The 16525-nt window shown below is 69.9% G+C and carries 18 protein-coding genes; 10 read left to right on the forward strand and 8 right to left on the reverse strand.

The window, feature by feature from the left end; translation table 11 throughout:
* Window positions 1–371 precede the first annotated feature (371 nt).
* Window positions 372–1121, forward strand: coding sequence for an endonuclease/exonuclease/phosphatase family protein (locus C8261_RS12860; RefSeq protein WP_107494132.1), 750 nt, complete (start codon window positions 372–374; stop codon window positions 1119–1121).
* Window positions 1118–2275 carry a cardiolipin synthase ClsB gene (gene clsB, locus C8261_RS12865; protein WP_235864920.1) on the forward strand — a complete coding sequence of 386 codons (1158 nt, stop codon included), beginning with the start codon at window positions 1118–1120 and terminating at the stop codon, window positions 2273–2275. Before C8261_RS12860 ends, clsB begins: the two co-directional genes overlap by 4 nt.
* Window positions 2276–2377: 102 nt before the next feature.
* On the opposite strand, the gene C8261_RS12870 is transcribed toward clsB, so the two are convergent.
* The gene (locus C8261_RS12870; protein ID WP_107494254.1) at window positions 2378–2851 is read right to left on the reverse strand and encodes a CoA-binding protein; all 474 of its coding nucleotides are present in this window, start codon (window positions 2849–2851) and stop codon (window positions 2378–2380) included.
* On the reverse strand, window positions 2851–3783 hold the full coding sequence (gene gluQRS / locus C8261_RS12875) for a tRNA glutamyl-Q(34) synthetase GluQRS (protein ID WP_107494134.1): 933 nt from the start codon (window positions 3781–3783) through the stop codon (window positions 2851–2853). The genes C8261_RS12870 and gluQRS overlap by 1 nt, the downstream gene beginning before the upstream one ends.
* Window positions 3784–3888: 105 nt before the next feature.
* On the opposite strand from gluQRS, the gene C8261_RS12880 reads away from it, so the two are divergent.
* From C8261_RS12880 to C8261_RS12895, 4 genes are all read left to right on the forward strand, one after another.
* Complete coding sequence (locus C8261_RS12880) at window positions 3889–4755, forward strand: HDOD domain-containing protein (RefSeq protein ID WP_107494135.1); 867 nt, start codon at window positions 3889–3891, stop codon at window positions 4753–4755.
* Between the two features lie 186 nt (window positions 4756–4941).
* Complete coding sequence (locus C8261_RS12885) at window positions 4942–5595, forward strand: protein-L-isoaspartate O-methyltransferase family protein (RefSeq protein WP_107494136.1); 654 nt, start codon at window positions 4942–4944, stop codon at window positions 5593–5595.
* Window positions 5596–5604: 9 nt separating this feature from the next.
* Window positions 5605–5928, forward strand: coding sequence for a rhodanese-like domain-containing protein (locus tag C8261_RS12890; RefSeq protein ID WP_107494137.1), 324 nt, complete (start codon window positions 5605–5607; stop codon window positions 5926–5928).
* Between the two features lie 19 nt (window positions 5929–5947).
* Entirely contained in the window at window positions 5948–7288 is a 1341-nt protein-coding gene (locus C8261_RS12895) for a TolC family outer membrane protein (RefSeq protein ID WP_107494138.1), read from the forward strand.
* A gap of 6 nt (window positions 7289–7294) precedes the next feature.
* On the opposite strand, the gene waaA is transcribed toward C8261_RS12895, so the two are convergent.
* Window positions 7295–8563 (reverse strand): lipid IV(A) 3-deoxy-D-manno-octulosonic acid transferase, encoded by a 1269-nt coding sequence (waaA, locus tag C8261_RS12900; RefSeq protein ID WP_107494139.1) that lies wholly within the window; start codon window positions 8561–8563, stop codon window positions 7295–7297.
* An 80-nt stretch (window positions 8564–8643) separates the two neighbouring features.
* On the opposite strand from waaA, the gene C8261_RS12905 reads away from it, so the two are divergent.
* A complete protein-coding gene (locus tag C8261_RS12905; protein ID WP_107494140.1) occupies window positions 8644–9441 on the forward strand; it encodes a symmetrical bis(5'-nucleosyl)-tetraphosphatase in 798 nt (265 codons plus the stop codon).
* On the opposite strand, the gene C8261_RS12910 is transcribed toward C8261_RS12905, so the two are convergent.
* Both C8261_RS12910 and C8261_RS12915 read right to left on the reverse strand, forming a co-directional pair.
* On the reverse strand, window positions 9336–10115 hold the full coding sequence (locus C8261_RS12910; protein WP_107494255.1) for a lysophospholipid acyltransferase family protein: 780 nt from the start codon (window positions 10113–10115) through the stop codon (window positions 9336–9338). The genes C8261_RS12905 and C8261_RS12910 overlap by 106 nt on opposite strands.
* A gap of 95 nt (window positions 10116–10210) precedes the next feature.
* Window positions 10211–10969 (reverse strand): GNAT family N-acetyltransferase, encoded by a 759-nt coding sequence (locus C8261_RS12915; protein ID WP_107494141.1) that lies wholly within the window; start codon window positions 10967–10969, stop codon window positions 10211–10213.
* A 156-nt stretch (window positions 10970–11125) separates the two neighbouring features.
* Between C8261_RS12915 and C8261_RS12920 the strand changes: the two genes are divergently transcribed.
* The 3 genes from C8261_RS12920 (at window position 11126) to C8261_RS12930 (ending at window position 13818) form a co-directional block, all read left to right on the forward strand.
* A complete protein-coding gene (locus tag C8261_RS12920; protein WP_107494142.1) occupies window positions 11126–12346 on the forward strand; it encodes a glycosyltransferase family 4 protein in 1221 nt (406 codons plus the stop codon).
* Between the two features lie 69 nt (window positions 12347–12415).
* The gene (locus C8261_RS12925) at window positions 12416–13360 is read left to right on the forward strand and encodes a carbohydrate kinase family protein (RefSeq protein WP_107494143.1); all 945 of its coding nucleotides are present in this window, start codon (window positions 12416–12418) and stop codon (window positions 13358–13360) included.
* Window positions 13345–13818, forward strand: coding sequence for an outer membrane lipoprotein (locus C8261_RS12930; protein ID WP_107494144.1), 474 nt, complete (start codon window positions 13345–13347; stop codon window positions 13816–13818). The genes C8261_RS12925 and C8261_RS12930 overlap by 16 nt, the downstream gene beginning before the upstream one ends.
* A 53-nt stretch (window positions 13819–13871) precedes the next feature.
* Here the strand turns inward: C8261_RS12930 and C8261_RS12935 are convergent, their stop codons facing one another.
* The 3 genes from C8261_RS12935 to prmA are packed head-to-tail and all read right to left on the reverse strand — an operon-like array spanning window position 13872 to window position 16524.
* Entirely contained in the window at window positions 13872–14267 is a 396-nt protein-coding gene (locus tag C8261_RS12935) for a diacylglycerol kinase (RefSeq protein ID WP_107494145.1), read from the reverse strand.
* A 29-nt stretch (window positions 14268–14296) separates the two neighbouring features.
* Entirely contained in the window at window positions 14297–15625 is a 1329-nt protein-coding gene (locus tag C8261_RS12940; RefSeq protein ID WP_107494146.1) for a DUF3426 domain-containing protein, read from the reverse strand.
* On the reverse strand, window positions 15622–16524 hold the full coding sequence (gene prmA / locus C8261_RS12945) for a 50S ribosomal protein L11 methyltransferase (RefSeq protein ID WP_107494147.1): 903 nt from the start codon (window positions 16522–16524) through the stop codon (window positions 15622–15624). The genes C8261_RS12940 and prmA overlap by 4 nt, the downstream gene beginning before the upstream one ends.
* Window position 16525: the final 1 nt, after the last annotated feature.

Here is a 16525-nt window from a genome sequence, read left to right on the forward strand (position 1 = left end):
ACCTAGAAACCTCAGTTGGACGTGTTCGAGTGTGCGTCTGGCGAGCCGTCTGGCAAGGCGCGACGACGCGGCATGGTCTTCCACGGCCGGATTTGCACATCCGACCGGCTCCGGCGGCGCGGCGCATGCGCCGCGAAACCCCGCCTCCGCCCCTGCAAGGAGGAGCAACGCAGCCAGACGGCTCGCCAGGCGTGCAATCGGACACGTAGCGGACTCACCCGCCGGGTGACCGTCGTCGTCAGCACACATTCCAGTCCCTGTATGGCATTCAAGGTCATTTTGAGCGATCAACTGCGGTTTCTAGGTTGAACCCGTTCGGCCCCATATTATGCCTTGGCGGGGCCGTCCCGCCGGCCTCTCCGGTCTGTCCCATGAAGCTGCGCATCTGTACCTACAACATCCACAAAGGCTTCTCGCAGTTCAACCGCCGCATGGTGGTGCATGAATTGCGCGAACGTTTGCGCAGCCTCGACGTCGATCTGGTTTTCCTGCAGGAGGTGCAGGGCCTGCACCTCGGGCATGCCGCCCGCCACGGCAACTGGCCGGCACACCCGCAACACGAATTTCTCGCCGAGGACACCTGGCAGCAGACCGCCTATGGCGGCAATGCGGTGTATGACCATGGCCACCACGGCAATGCCATCCTCAGCCGCCACCTCATCCTGAGCACCGACAATCAGGACGTCTCCGACCACCGCTTCGAGCGCCGCGGGCTCTTGCACTGTACCGTCGAGGTGCCCGGTGTCGGTGCCGCCGTGCATTGCGTGTGCGTGCATCTGGGCCTGATGGCGGGGAGCCGGCGGCGGCAGATGGAGGCCCTCGCCGGGCGCATGGAGCAGCTCGCCGCCGATGGCGCACCGCTCATCATCGCTGGCGATTTCAATGACTGGCGCAACCATGCCGACGATCTGCTGGTGCGCCGGCTCGGCCTCACCGAGGCTTTCGGCGCCGGACGCGGTCGTCCGGCGCGCAGCTTCCCCAGTCACCTGCCGGTGTTCCGCCTCGACCGCATCTACGTGCGCGGCTTCGCCGTGCGCCACGCGCAGGTCCATTTCGGCGGGCCATGGGCGCAATTGTCCGACCACGCCGCGCTCACTGCCGAGCTGGAGGTGCCGGTGTGAGCGCGTTTGTCGCCGGCAACGCGGTGGCGCTGCTGGAAAACGGGCAGGCCTACTTCCCTGCCCTGCTGGAGGAGATCGACGCCGCTGCGCGGGAGATCTTCCTGGAAACCTACATCTTCGAGGACGATGCCACCGGCGCCCAGATCGCCGCCGCGCTGGGGCGTGCGGCCTTGCGCGGGGTGCGCGTCAATGTGCTGGTCGATGGCTTCGGCGGGCGCAGCTTCGTGCGCGGGCTGATGCCGCGCCTGCTCGCCGACGGCGTGCGGGTGCTGATCTACCGCCGCGAACTGAAGGCCCTCTCGCTGCGCCGCCACCGTCTGCGCCGCCTGCACCGCAAGCTGGTGGTGGTGGATGCGCGGGTGGCCTTCGTCGGCGGCATCAACATCATTGACGACTACGACCGCGGGGCCCCGGCGCATCCGCGCTTCGACTATGCCCTGCGCGTCGAGGGGCCGGTGCTCACCCACATCCTTGCCGCGATGCACCGGCTGTGGCGGCTGGTGTCATGGGCGAGCTTCCGCCACCGCAGCGACGAGGCCCTGCTCGCACGTGTCGCCGAGCGCCCGGCGGGGCATCTGCGCGCGGCCTTCGTGATCCGCGACAACCTGCGTCATCGCCGTGACATCGAGGATGCCTATCTGGATGCCATCGCCGGCGCGCGCCATGAAGTGGTGATCGCCTGCGCCTACTTCTTCCCCGGGCGGCGTTTCCGTCAGGCGCTGGTGGACGCCAGCCGGCGCGGCGTGAAGGTGGTCCTGCTGCTGCAGGGGCTGGTTGACCATCCGGTGCTGGCTGCTGCCAGCCGGGCGCTGTACCCACACCTGCTTGCTGCCGGCATCCGTCTGCACGAATACCACCGCAGCTACCTGCACGCCAAGGTGGCGGTGGTCGACGGGCGGTGGGCGACGGTGGGTTCGAGCAATATCGACCCCTTCAGCCTGCTGCTCGCCCGTGAGGCCAATCTGGTGGTCGATGACGCGGGCTTTGCCGCGCGCCTGCGTGCCAGCCTGGGTGAGGCGATGGCCGCCGGCGCCACCGAACTGAGCCCGCCGGCGTGGCGCCGGCAGCGCCTCGGACGGCGCCTGTGGAGCTGGCTGGCCTACCAGTTCGTGCGTCTGGCCATCGGCGTCGCCGGTTACGGCCGCAAGCACTGAGCAACCCGTATTCCTCGCGCCATCCCCGCGGCGGGTGTCGGTGCCCCCACCGCGGCGCGCCGTACCTCCTCACCCCGCCTTGCTGCAGTGCCAGCGGCGTCTTCAGCGCCGGCCGGGCAGCGGCGGACGTTTGGCGGAGATCACCCCGGTGTTGACTCCCGCCCAGTTGAGGCCGCCGAACAGGCGCGCGTGCTCGATCTTCACGCAGCGGTCCACCACCACCTGCAGGCCGCCGGCTTCGGCGCGGCGCACCGCCTCCTCGTTGATCACCCCCAGTTGCAGCCACAGGCTGCGGGCGCCGATGGCGAGGGCATCGTCGACCAGCGGCAGCACGTCCTCGGGTTTGCGGAATACGTCGACCATGTCCACCGCCACCGGGATGTCGCGCAGGGTCGGATAGCAGCGCTGCCCCAGTACCTCGTCGTAGGCCGGGTTGACCGGGAGGATGGTGTAGCCGTGTTCGAGCATGTATTTGGCTGCGAAGTGGCTGGGGCGGTTCCAGTTTGCCGAGAGACCGACCACCGCGATGCTGCGGGTGTCGAGGAGGAGCCGGCGCAGGCCGTCGATGTCGTCGATCATGAGGTGCTTCCTGGGTCGGGGAGGATGTCGCGGGCGGGCTGCTGACGCACGCGCGGGACGGCTGCCAGGGTCCAGTGCGCGCGCGCCCACTGCCAGACTTCGTCGAGTGTGGCGTGGGCCAGCGCCGTGGGTGGATTCTGGCCGAGAAAGCGCAGCGCCGCCACCAGTGCTGCCGCTGCCGGCAGAGTGTCCACGGCGGTGGCGAGGGTCTGCTTGGAGAGCTTCTCGCCGGCCGCATTGGTGGCCACCGGGAGGTGGGCGTAGCGCGGGCGGGGGAGGCCGAGCAGATCCTGCAGGTAGCACTGGCGGGCGCTGGAGTCGAGCAGGTCGGCGCCACGCACGACGTCGGTGACGCCGCTGTCGGCATCGTCGACGACCACCGCGAGCTGGTAGGCGTAGAGACCGTCGGCGCGGCGGACGATGAAGTCGCCGACCTCGCCTTCGAGATCCTCGTGCTGCGGGCCTTGCACGGCATCGACGAAGTCCACCGCGCCGCGCACGCGCACCCGCCATGCCCGCGCGCTGCGGCCCGCGGCGAGGCCGTTGCGGCAGGTGCCCGGATAGACCCGCGAGCCATCGCGCGCCAGCGCCGAATCAGCCAGTTCGCGGCGGCTGCAGGCGCACGGGAAGAGGGCGCCGAGCGCGTCCAGGCGGGCGAGCGCGGCATCGTAGGCAGCGTGGCGGTGGCTCTGCCACAGCACTTCGCCATCCCATTCGAAGCCGAAGCGTTCCAGGGTGCGCAGGATGGCCGCGGCCGCGCCGGGGACGCAGCGCGGCGCGTCCACATCCTCGATGCGCAGCAACCAGCGCCCGCCGTGCCCGCGTGCCTCAAGGAAGCTGCCGGCGGCAGCGATCAGCGAGCCGAAGTGCAGGGGGCCGGTTGGCGAGGGGGCGAAGCGGCCAACGTAGGCCGGAGGGGCGTGGGTCATGGTTCTCGGGTGGGCGCGTGGCGCCGGGCGATCTTACCATTGCCGCAGGGCGCGCCCGGCAGGGCTATACTGCGGCGCACACCTTGTCCCGCTACACACCCGCCCATGAGCCGATACGAAGCCCTGCAGCGCATTGCCACGCAAGTGGCGGAGGGGGAGCTGAGCTTTCCGACCAGCGTCGCGGTGGCGATGAAGATCCGCAACGCGCTGGAGGACCCGGAGTGTCACATCGATACCGCGGTGCGCCTCGTGCAGGCCGAGCCGCTGCTCAGTGCGCGGGTGGTGGCGATGGCCAATTCGGTGGCCTACAACCGCAGCGGACGTGAGATCGGCGACGTGCGTACGGCGGTCACCCGCATCGGCTTTGCCACCCTGCGCAGTCTGGCGATGGCCCTGGTGGCGCGGCAGATGGCCGGCGCGCCGGCCTCGGCGGTGCAGCAGCGCATAGCCGCGCAGTTGTGGGCGCACACCGCCCATGTCGCCGCACTGGCGCGGGTGCTGGCGCGGCGGGTGAGCGGCCAGGATGCCGAGACGGCGCTGTTCGCCGGACTGGTGCACGAGGTCGGCAGCTTCTACCTGCTGTCGCGCAGTGGCGAGTATCCGGAACTGCTGCACGCCGAAACGGTGGCGCAAAGCATCGTGCCGGAGGGCGACGATCCTTTCGACGAGCCCGCCAGCGTCATCGAGCACGCCCTCACCCTCGCCGTACTGCGCCGCCTCGGAGTGCCCGAGGGTGTCGTGCACGCGGTGCAGGGGCTGGCTGCGGGCTATCTTGCCATGCCCCCGCGCAGCCTTGCCGATACCCTGCTGCTGGCCACGCAGTTGTGCCCGCTGCCGTCGCCGCTGCACCCCGCCGAAGCGCGCGCGGCTGATGGGGCGCTGGAGTTGCTGGTCGGCGCGGACACGCTTACTGCGATCCTTGACGAGAGCGCTGCCGAGGTCGCCTCGCTGACGCAGGCCCTGTCATTCTGAGCTGCTGGCCGGCGTTTCTGCGGGTGCTGATGCGCTCGTCGCCGCTCACTCCGTGCTATCCGCCACGGCGGCGCCTCGACCCCTCGCAACGTGCCGGGGTGAGAAATGCGGGCTAAAATGCCGGAGTCCACCCGGGCGCCAGAAATAATAAGCATGTGCTAATATTCCTCCACGGGAGCCTCCTCAATGAACTTCGAAAAAGCGCGCTTCAACATGGTTGAACAACAGGTCCGCCCCTGGGAGGTGCTGGACCAGGATGTGCTCGACCTGCTGATGACCGTACGGCGCGAGGAGTTCGTGCCCGCGGCCTACCGCAATCTGGCCTTCGCCGACGTCGAGATCCCGCTGCCCTGCGGCCAGGTGATGCTCAAGCCGGTCATCGAAGGCAAGATCCTGCAGGCCCTGCAGGTGCGCCATTCCGATTCGGTGCTCGAAGTGGGCGCCGGTTCCGGCTATTTCGCCGCCCTGCTGGCGGCGCGTGCCGAGTGGGTGCGCAGCGTCGACATCGAACCCGAACTGGTGCGCCTGGCCCATGACAACCTCGAACGCTACGGCGTCGACAACGTCATCGTCGAAGAGGGCGACGCCGCGCAGGGCTGGCCGGAACGCGCACCCTACGATGTCATCGTGGTGTCGGGCGGCTTGCCGCAACTGCCGCGCGCGCTGCTCGACCAGCTGCGCCCCGGCGGCCGTCTGTTCGCCTTCATCGGCGAGGCGCCGGTGATGAAGGGCCGGCTGGTGACCTGTGTCGAGGAGGGGCGCTTCCACAGCGAAGACATCTTCGAATCCCTGGTGCCGACGCTGCGCAACGCACCGCGTCATGATGCCTTCCGTTTCTGAGTCGAATCGATGCGCCAGATTGCGCCCGCACAACTCGCTGCCCGGCTGGCCTCGTCCGATGCCGAGGCGCCGCTGCTGCTCGATGTCCGCGAACCGTGGGAGTTTTCCCACTGCCACATCGATGGTTCGCTGCTGATGCCGATGGCCAGCGTGCCTGCCCGCCTCACCGAGCTCGATCCGCAACGCGAGACCGTGGTGATCTGCCACCATGGCGGGCGCAGCGCGCACGTGTGCATGTTCCTCGAACGCCAGGGCTTCTCGGCTGTCATCAATCTGGCCGGTGGCGTGGCGGGCTGGGCCCGCGACGTCGATCCGGCGATGCCGCAGTACTGACTTCCATCCTGGAGCCCCGATGAAGCGCCGTACCCCCCTCCTTGCCCTGCTCCTCGCCCTTGGCGGCCTCTCCGCACCGGCGTGGTCGGCTGATCTGCTCAGCGTCTATCGCCAGGCCCAGGCGCGCGATGCCGGCTTCGCCGCGGCGCAGGCGCAGCGTGAGGCCGGGCAGGAAAAGGTGGTGCAGGGCCGTGCCGGGCTGCTGCCCAACCTCGGCCTGAGCGCCCACAGTACCTGGAACGAGGTGGATGTGCGCTACCCCGGTGCCGGTGTGCGCGCCGAACGCGAGTACAACACCAACGGCTACTCCTTGCAGCTCACCCAGCCGCTGTTCCGCTGGCAGAACTGGGTGCAGTACCGGCAGGGCGAGCTGCAGAGCGCGCTCGCCGAGGTGCAGTTCGCCAATGCCCGTCAGGATCTCATCCTGCGGGTTGCCGAAGCCTATTTCAACGTTCTCAATGCCCAGGATGCGCTCGCCGCGGTGGGGCAACTGCGCAGTGCCGCCGCCGAGCAACTCGAGATTGCCAAGGTCAGCTTCGAGGTTGGCACGGTTACCGTGACCGACGTGCACGAGGCCCAGTCGCGCTTCGATCTTGCCGTGGCGCAGGAAATCGCCGCGCAGAGCGAGCTCGACGTCCGCCGCCACGCCCTCGCGCAGATCATCGGCGAAGCCCCCGCGGCGCTGGCGCCGCTGCGCAGCGGCGTCGAGCTCGGCGGGCCGCAGCCGGCCGAGGTGGACGCCTGGGTGAGTGCTGCGGAGGCGTCGAGCTTCGGCGTCCAGTCCCAGCACATCGCCCGCGAGATCGCTGCCCGCGAGGTCGAGCGCAACCGCGCCGGGCATTATCCGACCGTCGATCTGGTGGCCACCCATGGCCGCACCAACAGCGGCTTCGCCCAGGGCTTCAATGGCGGCAGCCGCACCGACAACTCCACCATCGGCGTGCAGCTCAACCTGCCACTGTTTGCCGGCGGCGGCGTGTCCTCGCGCGAGCGCGAGGCTGCGGCGCTGAAGCTGAAGGCCGATGCCGACGTCGATGGCGCGCGCCGTGCCGCGGCGCTCGCCGCCCGTCAGGCCTTCGTCGGAGTGAGCAGCGGGCTTGCCCAGGTCAAGGCCCTGGAGGCCGCACAGGTCTCCTCGCTGTCGGCGCTGGAGGCCAACCGGCTGGGTTATGAGGTGGGTGTGCGCATCAACATCGACGTCCTCAACGCGCAAAGCCAGCTTGCCGACACCCGCCAGCGTCTCGCCCGGGCGCGCTACGACACCCTGCTCGCGCAGCTGCGTCTGAAAGCTGCCGCGGGCACCCTCGACGACGGCGACATCGAAGCCCTCAACGCCCTGCTCGACGCCACGCCGCGCTGAATCCGCTCAAGCCCGCCCGTCGAGCACGTTCTCGATGAGCGCCAGCGTCCGCGCGCTGGCGCCGCGGTGCTGGCTGGCGAAGGCGCGCCCGGCATTGCCCATGGCTTCGCGCCTGGCAGGGTCGGCAAGGAGGGCGAGGGCGGCGGCCATGCCGCTGTCGACATCCGCGGCGCGCAGCGCCGCACCGGCGTCCACGGCCTGCTCGGCGACGAGTTCGAAATTGAAGGTGTGCGGCCCGAGGATTACCGGCGTGCCGACGGCGCAGGCCTCGATCAGGTTCTGGCCGCCGAAGGGCAGCCAGCTGCCGCCGATCAGTGCCACCCCGGCGGCGCCATAGTAGGCGAACATCTCACCCATCGAATCGCCCAGCCACACCCGCGTCCGCGGATCGACCGCGGCGGCCGCGGAGCGTCGCTGCAGGGCGAGGCCGCGTGCCGCGGCAAGTGCGGCAACGTCGTCGAAGCGCTGCGGATGGCGCGGCACGAGGGCGAGCAGGCAATCCGCCGGAGCGAGGCGGGCAAAGGCGTCGAGGATGAGGGCTTCCTCGCCTTCGCGGGTACTGGCGGCGAGCAGCACGGCGCGGTCGCCGCAGTGCTGACGGAAGGTCGCCGCCAGTGCGGTGGCGGCGGCGGGGGGGGTGATGTCGAACTTGATGTTGCCGGTCAGATGCACCGCCGGGGCGCCGAGGGCCTGCAGGCGTCCGGCGTCGGCGGCGGTCTGCGCGGCGACGGCGCTGAGATGGCCGAGGGTGGCGGCGCTGAGCGCCGGCCAGCGCGCGTAGCGGCGCGCCGAGCGTGCCGACAGGCGGGCGTTGGCGAGGATCACCGGGACGCCTTCACGGCTGCAGGCGGCGAGCAGGTTGGGCCACAGCTCGGTTTCCATGATCACCCCCAGGCGGGGGCGGAAGTGGCGCAGGAAGCGCGTCGCCAGGATGCCGAGGTCGTAGGGCAGGTAGGCGGCCCGGACGCGCGCTTCATTGGCGAACAGCGCCGCGCCGGTGGCGCGCCCGGTGGGTGTCATGTGGGTGAGGAGGATGTGGTCCGCCGGCCAGCGCTCCAGCAGCGCGCGCACCAGCGCTTCGGCGGCGCGGGTTTCGCCCACCGAGACGGCGTGCACCCAGATCAACCGTCCTGAAACCTTGCCCGGGTAACGTGCGAAGCGCTCGCCGAGATGGCCGAGGTAGTCCGGCTGGCGACGCGCGCGCCACAGCAGGCGCAGCAGCACCAGCGGCAGGGCGAGTACCCACAGCAGGGAATAGGGCAGGCGGAGAAGCATCGTCGGGGCAATCGTGAGGAGGTGTCGCATGCGCCCCATGTAGCGGCACAAGGCCGCCATTCTGGGTAAAAATACCGCCCATGGCTAGTTTTGCGATTGGTGACATCCAGGGCTGTTACGCCCAGTTCTCCCGCCTGCTGGAGAAGATCCGCTTCGACCCCGCGGCGGATCGCCTGTGGCTGGTCGGCGACCTCGTCAACCGCGGTCCGGAGTCCCTGCAGGTGCTGCGCCTGGTGCGCAGCCTGGGTGAGGCGGCAGTGGTCGTGCTGGGCAATCACGACCTCTACCTGCTGATGGTCGATGCCGGCTTCAAGCACCGCGGCAAGGACGACACCCTGGCGCGCGTGCTGGAAGCACCGGATCGCGGCGAACTGCTCGACTGGCTGGCCGGGCGCGCCATGCTGCACACCGAAGGCAGTCACGTCATGGTCCATGCCGGTCTGCCGCCGGGGTGGTCGGTGGGGCGCGCGCGCGCGCTGGCGACGGAGGTCGAGACGGTGCTGCGCGGCCCGCTGCGGCGCGAGTTCCTTCGCCATCTGCAGGGCGATCGCCCGGAGTGCTGGAACGACTCCCTGGACGGTTGGGAGCGCCTGCGCTTTGTGGTCAATGCGCTGACCCGGATGCGCTTCTGCACCCCCGACGGCCGCCTTGCGCTGCGCGCCAAGGGGCCGCCGCAGCGCGCGCCGGCCGGGACCGTGCCGTGGTTCCGCGTGCCGGCACCGGAGCGTGCCGGCTACACCGTGGTGTGCGGGCACTGGTCGGCGCTCGGCTATTACCGCGAGGAAGGGCTGATCGCGCTCGATTCGGGCTGCGTATGGGGCGGCAAGCTTACCGCGCTGCGCCTTGAGGACGGCACGGTGTGGCAGGTCGCCGGCTGAGCGGCGGCGGCCACCACGGCGGCAATGGTGGCCTGCGCGTGGGTGGCCAGGGCACGGCGGTCGACCTCTGTGGTGGCCAGTGCCGGGGTGGCGTGGATGCGGGCAATGAGCCGGCGTTCGGCGACGATGGCGCGCAGGCACTGGCCGAAGGAGACTTCGCCGTCGTAGGCCGGGGCCAGTGAGCGGCGCCCGTCCGCGGTGTGGTAGGACAGCGCCAGCGGCTGTACCGCATGTCCGCAGGCAATCGCCGGCTGCAGCAGGGCGGCGTGAAAGCCGAGCACGTGGCTGCCGTCGGTGGTGGTGCCTTCCGGAAACACTGCGACGTTGCGGCCGGCATCGAGCAGGGCGGCGATCTCGGCGTTGACGATGCGTGCGTGGCCGCGGCTGCCGCGGCGCAGGAAGACCGTCTCGCTGCGTGCGGCAAGCCAGCCGGCCACCGGCCAGGCGCGCACCTCGGCCTTGGAGACGAAGGCCGAAGGGGCGAGGGCGTTGATGACGAAGATGTCGATCCAGGAGATGTGGTTGGCCACCAGCATGCAGCCGGGAGCGACTGCACAGCCCTCGGCGCGCAGTTCCACACCCAGCACCGCCAGCAGGCGCGCCGCCCAGCGCTGGCGCAGGGCAAGCCGGCGGGTCGCGCCGCAGAGCGGAAAGAGCAGGGCGATGGTGAGCACGCCCTGCAGCACATGGACGGCCAGGCGCAGCAGGCGCCAGTGGCGCAGCAGCGCGGGGGCGGGATCGACCGCGGGGCGGGGAAGGCTTGGCGTATTCAGTCCTGGCGTCCCATGAAGTGGCGGGCATACTTGCCGTCGACCTGGTTCATCGACAGCAGGATGGGCAGGTCGGCGGTGTTGAAGTCGGGGTCCCACGCCGGCTCGCCGCAGATCCACGCGCCGGCGCGCAGATAGCCCTTGATCAGCGGCGGCGCCTCGGCGGCCATGTCCTGGCGCAGGTGCGCCAGCGGCAGCGGGCAGCGCGGGAAGACGCGGTACTCGGGCGGGGCGAGGTGGGTTTCCTGCAGGCGATTATACAGACTGGCGGCATTGTGCCCGCCGTCGGCCATGCTCACCGAGGCGCAGCCGATCAGGTAGTCGTAGCCATTTTCGCGCATGTAGCGCGCCAGCCCCGACCACAGCAGCGTGATCACCGCACCGTTGCGGTAGTCGGCGTCGATGCACGAGCGCCCGATCTCCACCATGCGGCTGCGCAGGTGCAACAGGCGGGTGAGATCGAACTCGTTTTCGGAGTAGTAACCGCCGACCCGGCGGGCGGCGCTCGGCGACAGGATGCGGTAGGTGCCGACGATGCGCCCGGCGTCCTCGTCGCGGACGATGAGGTGTTCGCAGAAAGGGTCGAAGATGTCGCGGTCGACGCCCGGGCTGCGGGCATCGAGGCGGGCCCCCATTTCTTCGGCAAAGACGCGGTAGCGCAGCTTCTGCGCGGCGAGGATCTCCGTTTCGCAACTGGCCACGGCGACATGCAGGTTGCGGCCGGTGCGGGCGCGGGCCTGGACGGATTGCTGCAGCATGGCGGACTCCTTGACTGATTTTTGTGCGGCCATTCTTCAAGGGTCGCGTTGCGTCGCCGTGACGCTGGGATTACCGCAAGGTGAATACGCGATGCTTCACCGCCGCGTCACGCCGCCGTCACCATGGTGTCGCAATCGCACTGCAGCATGCCGCCCATGGATACGCCGCTCGTGATGCAGGAACTGGGTCGGGACCGTCGGCAATTGCGTGTCGCGGTGGTGACCGAAACCTATCCGCCGGAGGTCAACGGGGTGGCGATGACCACTGCACGGCTGGTCGACGGCATGTTGCGGCTCGGCCACCAGGTGCAACTGGTGCGTCCGCGCCAGGGCGCCGACGACCATCCGGGCAGTACCGGCGGCTTCGAGGAGGTGCTCTCCCGCGGCCTGCCGATTCCGCGCTACAACCACCTCAAGCTCGGCATGCCGGCGCGCAGCGCCCTGCAGCGGCGCTGGTTCGTGCAGCGCCCGGACGTCGTCCAGGTAGTCACCGAGGGGCCGCTGGGGTGGTCTGCCGTGGCCGCGGCGCGCAAGCTGCGCCTGCCAGTGATCACCGAGTTCCACACCAACTTCCACACCTACAGCAGCTACTACGGCGTCGGCTGGCTGAAGCAGCCGGTGGAGGCCTGGCTGCGCCGCTTCCACAACAAGGGCGACATCTGCCTGGCGCCGACTGCGGAGCTGGCCGAGCAGTTGCGTCGCCGCGGCGTGCGCCGGGTCGGCGTGGTGGCTCGCGGCGTAGATACGGTGCTGTTCAATCCGGCGCGGCGCAGCGCCGCGCTGCGCGCGCAATGGGGGGTGAGCGACGATACCGTGGTGGTGGCGGTGGTCGGGCGGATTGCTCCGGAGAAGAATCTGGTCCTTGCCCAGCGTGCCTTCGCGGCGCTGCAGGAGCGCGGCGTGGATGCGCGCCTGCTGTTCGTCGGCGACGGCCCCGCGCGCGCAGCCCTGCAGGCCGCCAGCCCCGAGCACCTGTATGCCGGCATGCGCAGTGGCGAAGACCTCGCCGCGCACTATGCGTCCGCCGACCTGTTCCTCTTCCCCAGTCTCACCGAGACTTTCGGCAACGTCACCACCGAGGCGCTGGCCAGCGGCCTGCCGGTGGTCGGCTTCCGCTACGCGGCGGCCGCCGAGCGGGTGCGCAACGGCGACAACGGCTGGTTGGTGGAGTGCGGCGACGACGTGGCGTTCATCGACGCCGCCTGCCGGCTGGCGAGCGATCACGCCCTGCGCCGCACCCTCGCCGCCAATGCCAGCGCCAGCGTCGCCAATGCCGACTGGCAGGCGGTGGTCGGCGCGCTGGAGGCGGTGATGCACGAACTGGTGCGTACCCACGAACTGCGCAGCAGCGCCGAGACCGCACTCGGCAGTACCTGAACGCCGCAGCGCGCGGGACGGCCGAATCCGCGATAATGGCGGTTTGCCAACCGTCAACGGCCACTTCCAATGAGCATCCTCGTCTGCGGTTCCATCGCCTACGACACCATCATGGTGTTCAACGATCGCTTCAAGAACCACATCCTTCCTGAGCAGATCCACATCCTCAACGTCGCCTTCCTGGTGCCCGACATGCGCCGCGAGTTCGGCGGTTGTGCCGGCAACATTGCCTACAACCTCAGGCTGCTCGGTGGCGAGGCGCTGATCATGGCCACCGTCGGCGACGATGCCGATCCCTACCGCTACCGCCTCGAACGCCTCGGACTGAGCCAGGCGCACGTTCGCCATGTGCCGGAGACCTTCACCGCGCAGGCTTTCATCACCACCGACGTGGACGACAACCAGATCACCGCCTTTCACCCCGGGGCGATGAGCTACTCCCACCTCAATCGCGTGCAGGATGCCGCCGGCGTCAGGCTCGGCATCGTCGCTCCCGACGGCCGCGACGGCATGCTCGGCCATGCCGAACAGTTCGCCGAGGCCGGCATCCCCTTCATCTTCGATCCCGGCCAGGGCCTGCCGATGTTCTCCGGCGAGGAACTGCTGCGCTGCCTGAACCTGGCGACCTACTGCGCGGTCAATGACTACGAGGCGCGCATGCTGTGCGAGAGGACCGGACGCAGCATCGAGCAGCTCGCTGCAATGGTCGATGCGCTGGTGGTCACCCGGGGAGCCGAAGGTTCGTTGATCTACAACTCCGGGCGCTGTGTGGAGGTGCCCTGCGTGCGCGCCGACGAGGTGGTGGACCCCACCGGTTGCGGTGACGCCTACCGCGCCGGTCTGCTTTACGGCATCGCCAACGGCTACGACTGGGAGCGTTGCGGTCGACTGGCCGCGGTGATGGGCTCGATCAAGATCGCCCATCGCGGCGGGCAGAACCACGACCCCAGCCGTGCGGACATCGCTGCCCGCTACCGGGCGGCCTTCGGAGAATCACCATGGCAGGAAGACTGAGCATCGATCTGCGCGCCGCCGCCCTGGCCGCGCTTGCTGCGCTCGCCCTCGCCGGCTGCGCCGGCAGCCTTGGCGGCGGCACCTATGAGCGTGGCGAGGCGCGCCGGGCGATGACGGTGCAGTTCGGTACCGTCGAATCGGTGCGCGCGGTGGTGCTCGAAGGCTCACGCTCGCAGATCGGCACCGTCGCCGGTGCGGCGGTCGGCGGCATCGCCGGCTCCGGTGTCGGCAGCGGCCGCGGCGCGGCCGCTGCAGCGGTACTCGGCGCCGTGGTCGGCGGCGTGGTCGGTGCCGCGGTGGAGGAGGGCGTGACCCGCCGCCAGGGCGTGGAGATCACCGTACATCTGGATGCAGGGCAGTATCTTGCGGTGATCCAGGAGGACGAGGGCGAGAACTTCCGCCCCGGCGAGCGTGTGCGCCTGCTGCGCGATGGCGGCACCACCCGGGTGACGCGCTGAGTCCATCCCGAGGGGGCGCCCGCCGCGCTGCGCGTGGGGGCGCGCCGTCGGTGTCAGCCGAACAGCACCAGCGCCCACATTGCGGCAAGGTTGAAGAGGCTCAGCAGCACCGCCGCGCTGCCGATGTCCTTGGCGCGCTTGGCAAGCTGGTGGCGTTCCAGCGAGACGCGGTCGACGGTGGCCTCGACGGCGGAATTGAGCAGTTCGACGATCAGCACCAGCATCGTGCTGCCGATCAGCAGCGCGCGCTCCATGGCGGTATCGCCGACGACGAGGGCGAGCGGGATGAGCACGGCGGCGAGCAGGCATTCCTGGCGGAAGGCGTCCTCGTGGCGGAATGCAGCGCGCAGGCCCGACAGTGAGTAGCCGAAGGCGTTGATGACGCGGACCAGCCCGGTCTTGCCCTTGAAGGGGCTTTCCTGGGGCTTGTCCTGTTGTGGAGCTTGCATGCGGGGTTCCTGCCGGGTAACCGGTTTGTTCAGGGATAGAAGAGGTACAGCCGGTAGCCCGCCGCCTCGCTGTCGGCGGCGCGGAACTCGAGGCGCACCACCTGCTCGCGTCCGGCCGGAAAGCCGGCGCGCAGCTTGGCGGTTTCGGCGTGTGCCCATTCATAGGGGTCAAGCACGCGGCGCACCAGCGGGCGGTCGCGCTCGTCGGTGAGGGTGAGTTCGAGTTGCGGCCAGTCCTGCGGGTAGGGCGCGGTGTTGCGCACGCTGGCGTGGAGGATGAAGTGTCCCGGGCGGTCGGGGACCGACTGCAGGTCGGAGGTGGCGATGACGATGGTGGCGATGTCACGCGGCAGCGGCAAGGTGCAGCCGAACTGCGCGCAGACCACTTGGTAGAGCGGTCGCGTGGCCGGCACCGCCTTGGTGATGTGCTCGCGGAAGAGGTAGGCCGACTGCACCGCGAGGCTGCCCAGCATCAGCCCCACCGCCAGCGCCCACAGCCCGCGCCGTGCTGCCGAGGGCTCGCTGGCAGGGCCGTAGCGGCGGTCGAGGGTGTCTGGTGCGATGGAGAGGGGCGCCTCGTCGTCGGCGGCGGCCTGTTCCGCAGGCTGGGCTTCTGCATCCGGGTCTGCGGTCTGCTCGTCGGCGCTTTCCTCCGGCCTTGCGTCAAACGGTTCAGGCCCGCCGGGCGGGACGCTGATCTCAGCAGCAGGTTCGGCGTCCGCCGCCGCGAAAGGGTCATCCGGCGGCAGGGTGGGTGGCTCCAGCGGGTGGAGGGCGGGAAACGGCGGCAAGGATGCGCCTGTGGCACTGGCCAGTCCAGGCTCGCGACGGCCGTCGAAGGCGGCCTCTAGCGCCGCGGAGAACACTGCCGGCGGCGGAGTGCCTGTGCTGGTGGGCGGGGCGGCCTGCTCTGCCGGTGTCGGGGCGGAGTCCTCGCCGCCCCCCCGTTCGCCGCCCGTTTTCTGACGTTCGCGCGCTGAGCGCCAGACCTCGGGGATCTCGAAGTCGAGCGCGGCGCTCTCGGTTTCCGTGCTCGCCGGCGCTGGCTGCGCCGGAGCCGGTGCGGCGGCAGGCGCCGCGGGCGTCGGCGTCACCGGCGGCGGAGTGACCGGAGGTGGAGTGACCGGAGGTGGAGTGACCGGAGGTGGAGCAACCGGCGGCGGGGTGACTTGCTGAGCGGCAGGGCGTCCGGCGTCCGGTGCCGGCGCAGCGGCCACCTCAGGCGCGGCGATGAGGTGGTCGAAGGCGTTGAAGGGGTTGAAGCAGTGGCCGCAGCGCACTTCGCCGCGGCGCGCGTCGAGCTGTTCCGACCTGACCCGGAAGACGGTCTGGCAGGCCGGGCAGCGGACGTATTTCATGCCGCCCTGCGCTCGCTCAGCTGCCCTTCAAGCCGCACCCAGCCATCCTCTGTGCCGCCGATGGCGAGCGTGATCCACGGCGCATAGGCGGCGATCACCTGTTCGGCCTGGGTGAGCAGTACACCGGACAGCGCCAGGCGCCCGCCCGGGGCCACGCGTGCGCACAGCAGCGGGGCGAGCACGCACAACGGGTTGGTGAGGATGTTGGCAACGACGATGTCGAAGCGTTTGTCGAGCGCTGCACGCGAGTGCTGCAGGCGCACTTCGACGCCGTTGCGCAGGGCGTTGTCGCGCGCGGCCTCAAGCGCCTTGTCGTCGATGTCCACGCCCAGCACGTCGGCGGCGCCAAGCTTGGCCGCGGCAATGCCGAGAATGCCCGAGCCGCAGCCGTAGTCGAGCACGCTGTCACCGGTGCGCACCGCGTCACACAGCCACTGCAGGCACAGCCGCGTGGTGGGGTGCGAACCGGTGCCGAAGGCCATGCCGGGGTCGAGCTCGATGTTGATGGCGCTGCTGTCGGGGGCGTCGTGCCAGGAAGGCACGATCCACATGCGGTCGGTGATGTGGATGGGTTCGAACTGGCTCTGGGTGAGCTGCACCCAGTTCTGCTCGGCCACTTCGGCCACCGTGAACGGTGGCACTGCGGCAAAGCCGGCGTCGCGTGCGGCCTGGGCGAGGGCGACGGTGAGTTCGGCGCTGGCATCGAAGAGGGCGATCACCCGGCTATGTGCCCACAGCGCGGTGGGGTGGTGGCCGGGCTCGCCGAACTGCGGCGTTTCCGCTGCGGTGCCGGCGTCGGCGTCCTCGATGCCGACCGACAGCGCGCCGGCCTCCATGAGGGCGTCGGAGAGCGCTTCGGCCTTGTCGGCCTCGGCCTGGAGGGTGACGGAAATCCACATG

This window comes from Pseudothauera lacus, assembly GCF_003034845.1.
GTDB lineage: Bacteria > Pseudomonadota > Gammaproteobacteria > Burkholderiales > Rhodocyclaceae > Pseudothauera > Pseudothauera lacus.

Excerpts from the sequence above, each read along its gene's own strand:
- C8261_RS12860 (WP_107494132.1), top strand. The coding sequence starts at position 372 with ATGAAGCTGCGCATCTGTACCTACAACATCCACAAAGGCTTCTCGCAG.
- gluQRS (WP_107494134.1), bottom strand. The coding sequence starts at position 3,783 with ATGACCCACGCCCCTCCGGCCTACGTTGGCCGCTTCGCCCCCTCGCCA.
- C8261_RS12880 (WP_107494135.1), top strand. The coding sequence starts at position 3,889 with ATGAGCCGATACGAAGCCCTGCAGCGCATTGCCACGCAAGTGGCGGAG.
- C8261_RS12885 (WP_107494136.1), top strand. The coding sequence starts at position 4,942 with ATGAACTTCGAAAAAGCGCGCTTCAACATGGTTGAACAACAGGTCCGC.
- C8261_RS12890 (WP_107494137.1), top strand. The coding sequence starts at position 5,605 with ATGCGCCAGATTGCGCCCGCACAACTCGCTGCCCGGCTGGCCTCGTCC.
- C8261_RS12895 (WP_107494138.1), top strand. The coding sequence starts at position 5,948 with ATGAAGCGCCGTACCCCCCTCCTTGCCCTGCTCCTCGCCCTTGGCGGC.
- waaA (WP_107494139.1), bottom strand. The coding sequence starts at position 8,563 with ATGCTTCTCCGCCTGCCCTATTCCCTGCTGTGGGTACTCGCCCTGCCG.
- C8261_RS12905 (WP_107494140.1), top strand. The coding sequence starts at position 8,644 with ATGGCTAGTTTTGCGATTGGTGACATCCAGGGCTGTTACGCCCAGTTC.
- C8261_RS12915 (WP_107494141.1), bottom strand. The coding sequence starts at position 10,969 with ATGCTGCAGCAATCCGTCCAGGCCCGCGCCCGCACCGGCCGCAACCTG.
- C8261_RS12920 (WP_107494142.1), top strand. The coding sequence starts at position 11,126 with ATGGATACGCCGCTCGTGATGCAGGAACTGGGTCGGGACCGTCGGCAA.
- C8261_RS12925 (WP_107494143.1), top strand. The coding sequence starts at position 12,416 with ATGAGCATCCTCGTCTGCGGTTCCATCGCCTACGACACCATCATGGTG.
- C8261_RS12930 (WP_107494144.1), top strand. The coding sequence starts at position 13,345 with ATGGCAGGAAGACTGAGCATCGATCTGCGCGCCGCCGCCCTGGCCGCG.
- C8261_RS12935 (WP_107494145.1), bottom strand. The coding sequence starts at position 14,267 with ATGCAAGCTCCACAACAGGACAAGCCCCAGGAAAGCCCCTTCAAGGGC.
- C8261_RS12940 (WP_107494146.1), bottom strand. The coding sequence starts at position 15,625 with ATGAAATACGTCCGCTGCCCGGCCTGCCAGACCGTCTTCCGGGTCAGG.
- prmA (WP_107494147.1), bottom strand. The coding sequence starts at position 16,524 with ATGTGGATTTCCGTCACCCTCCAGGCCGAGGCCGACAAGGCCGAAGCG.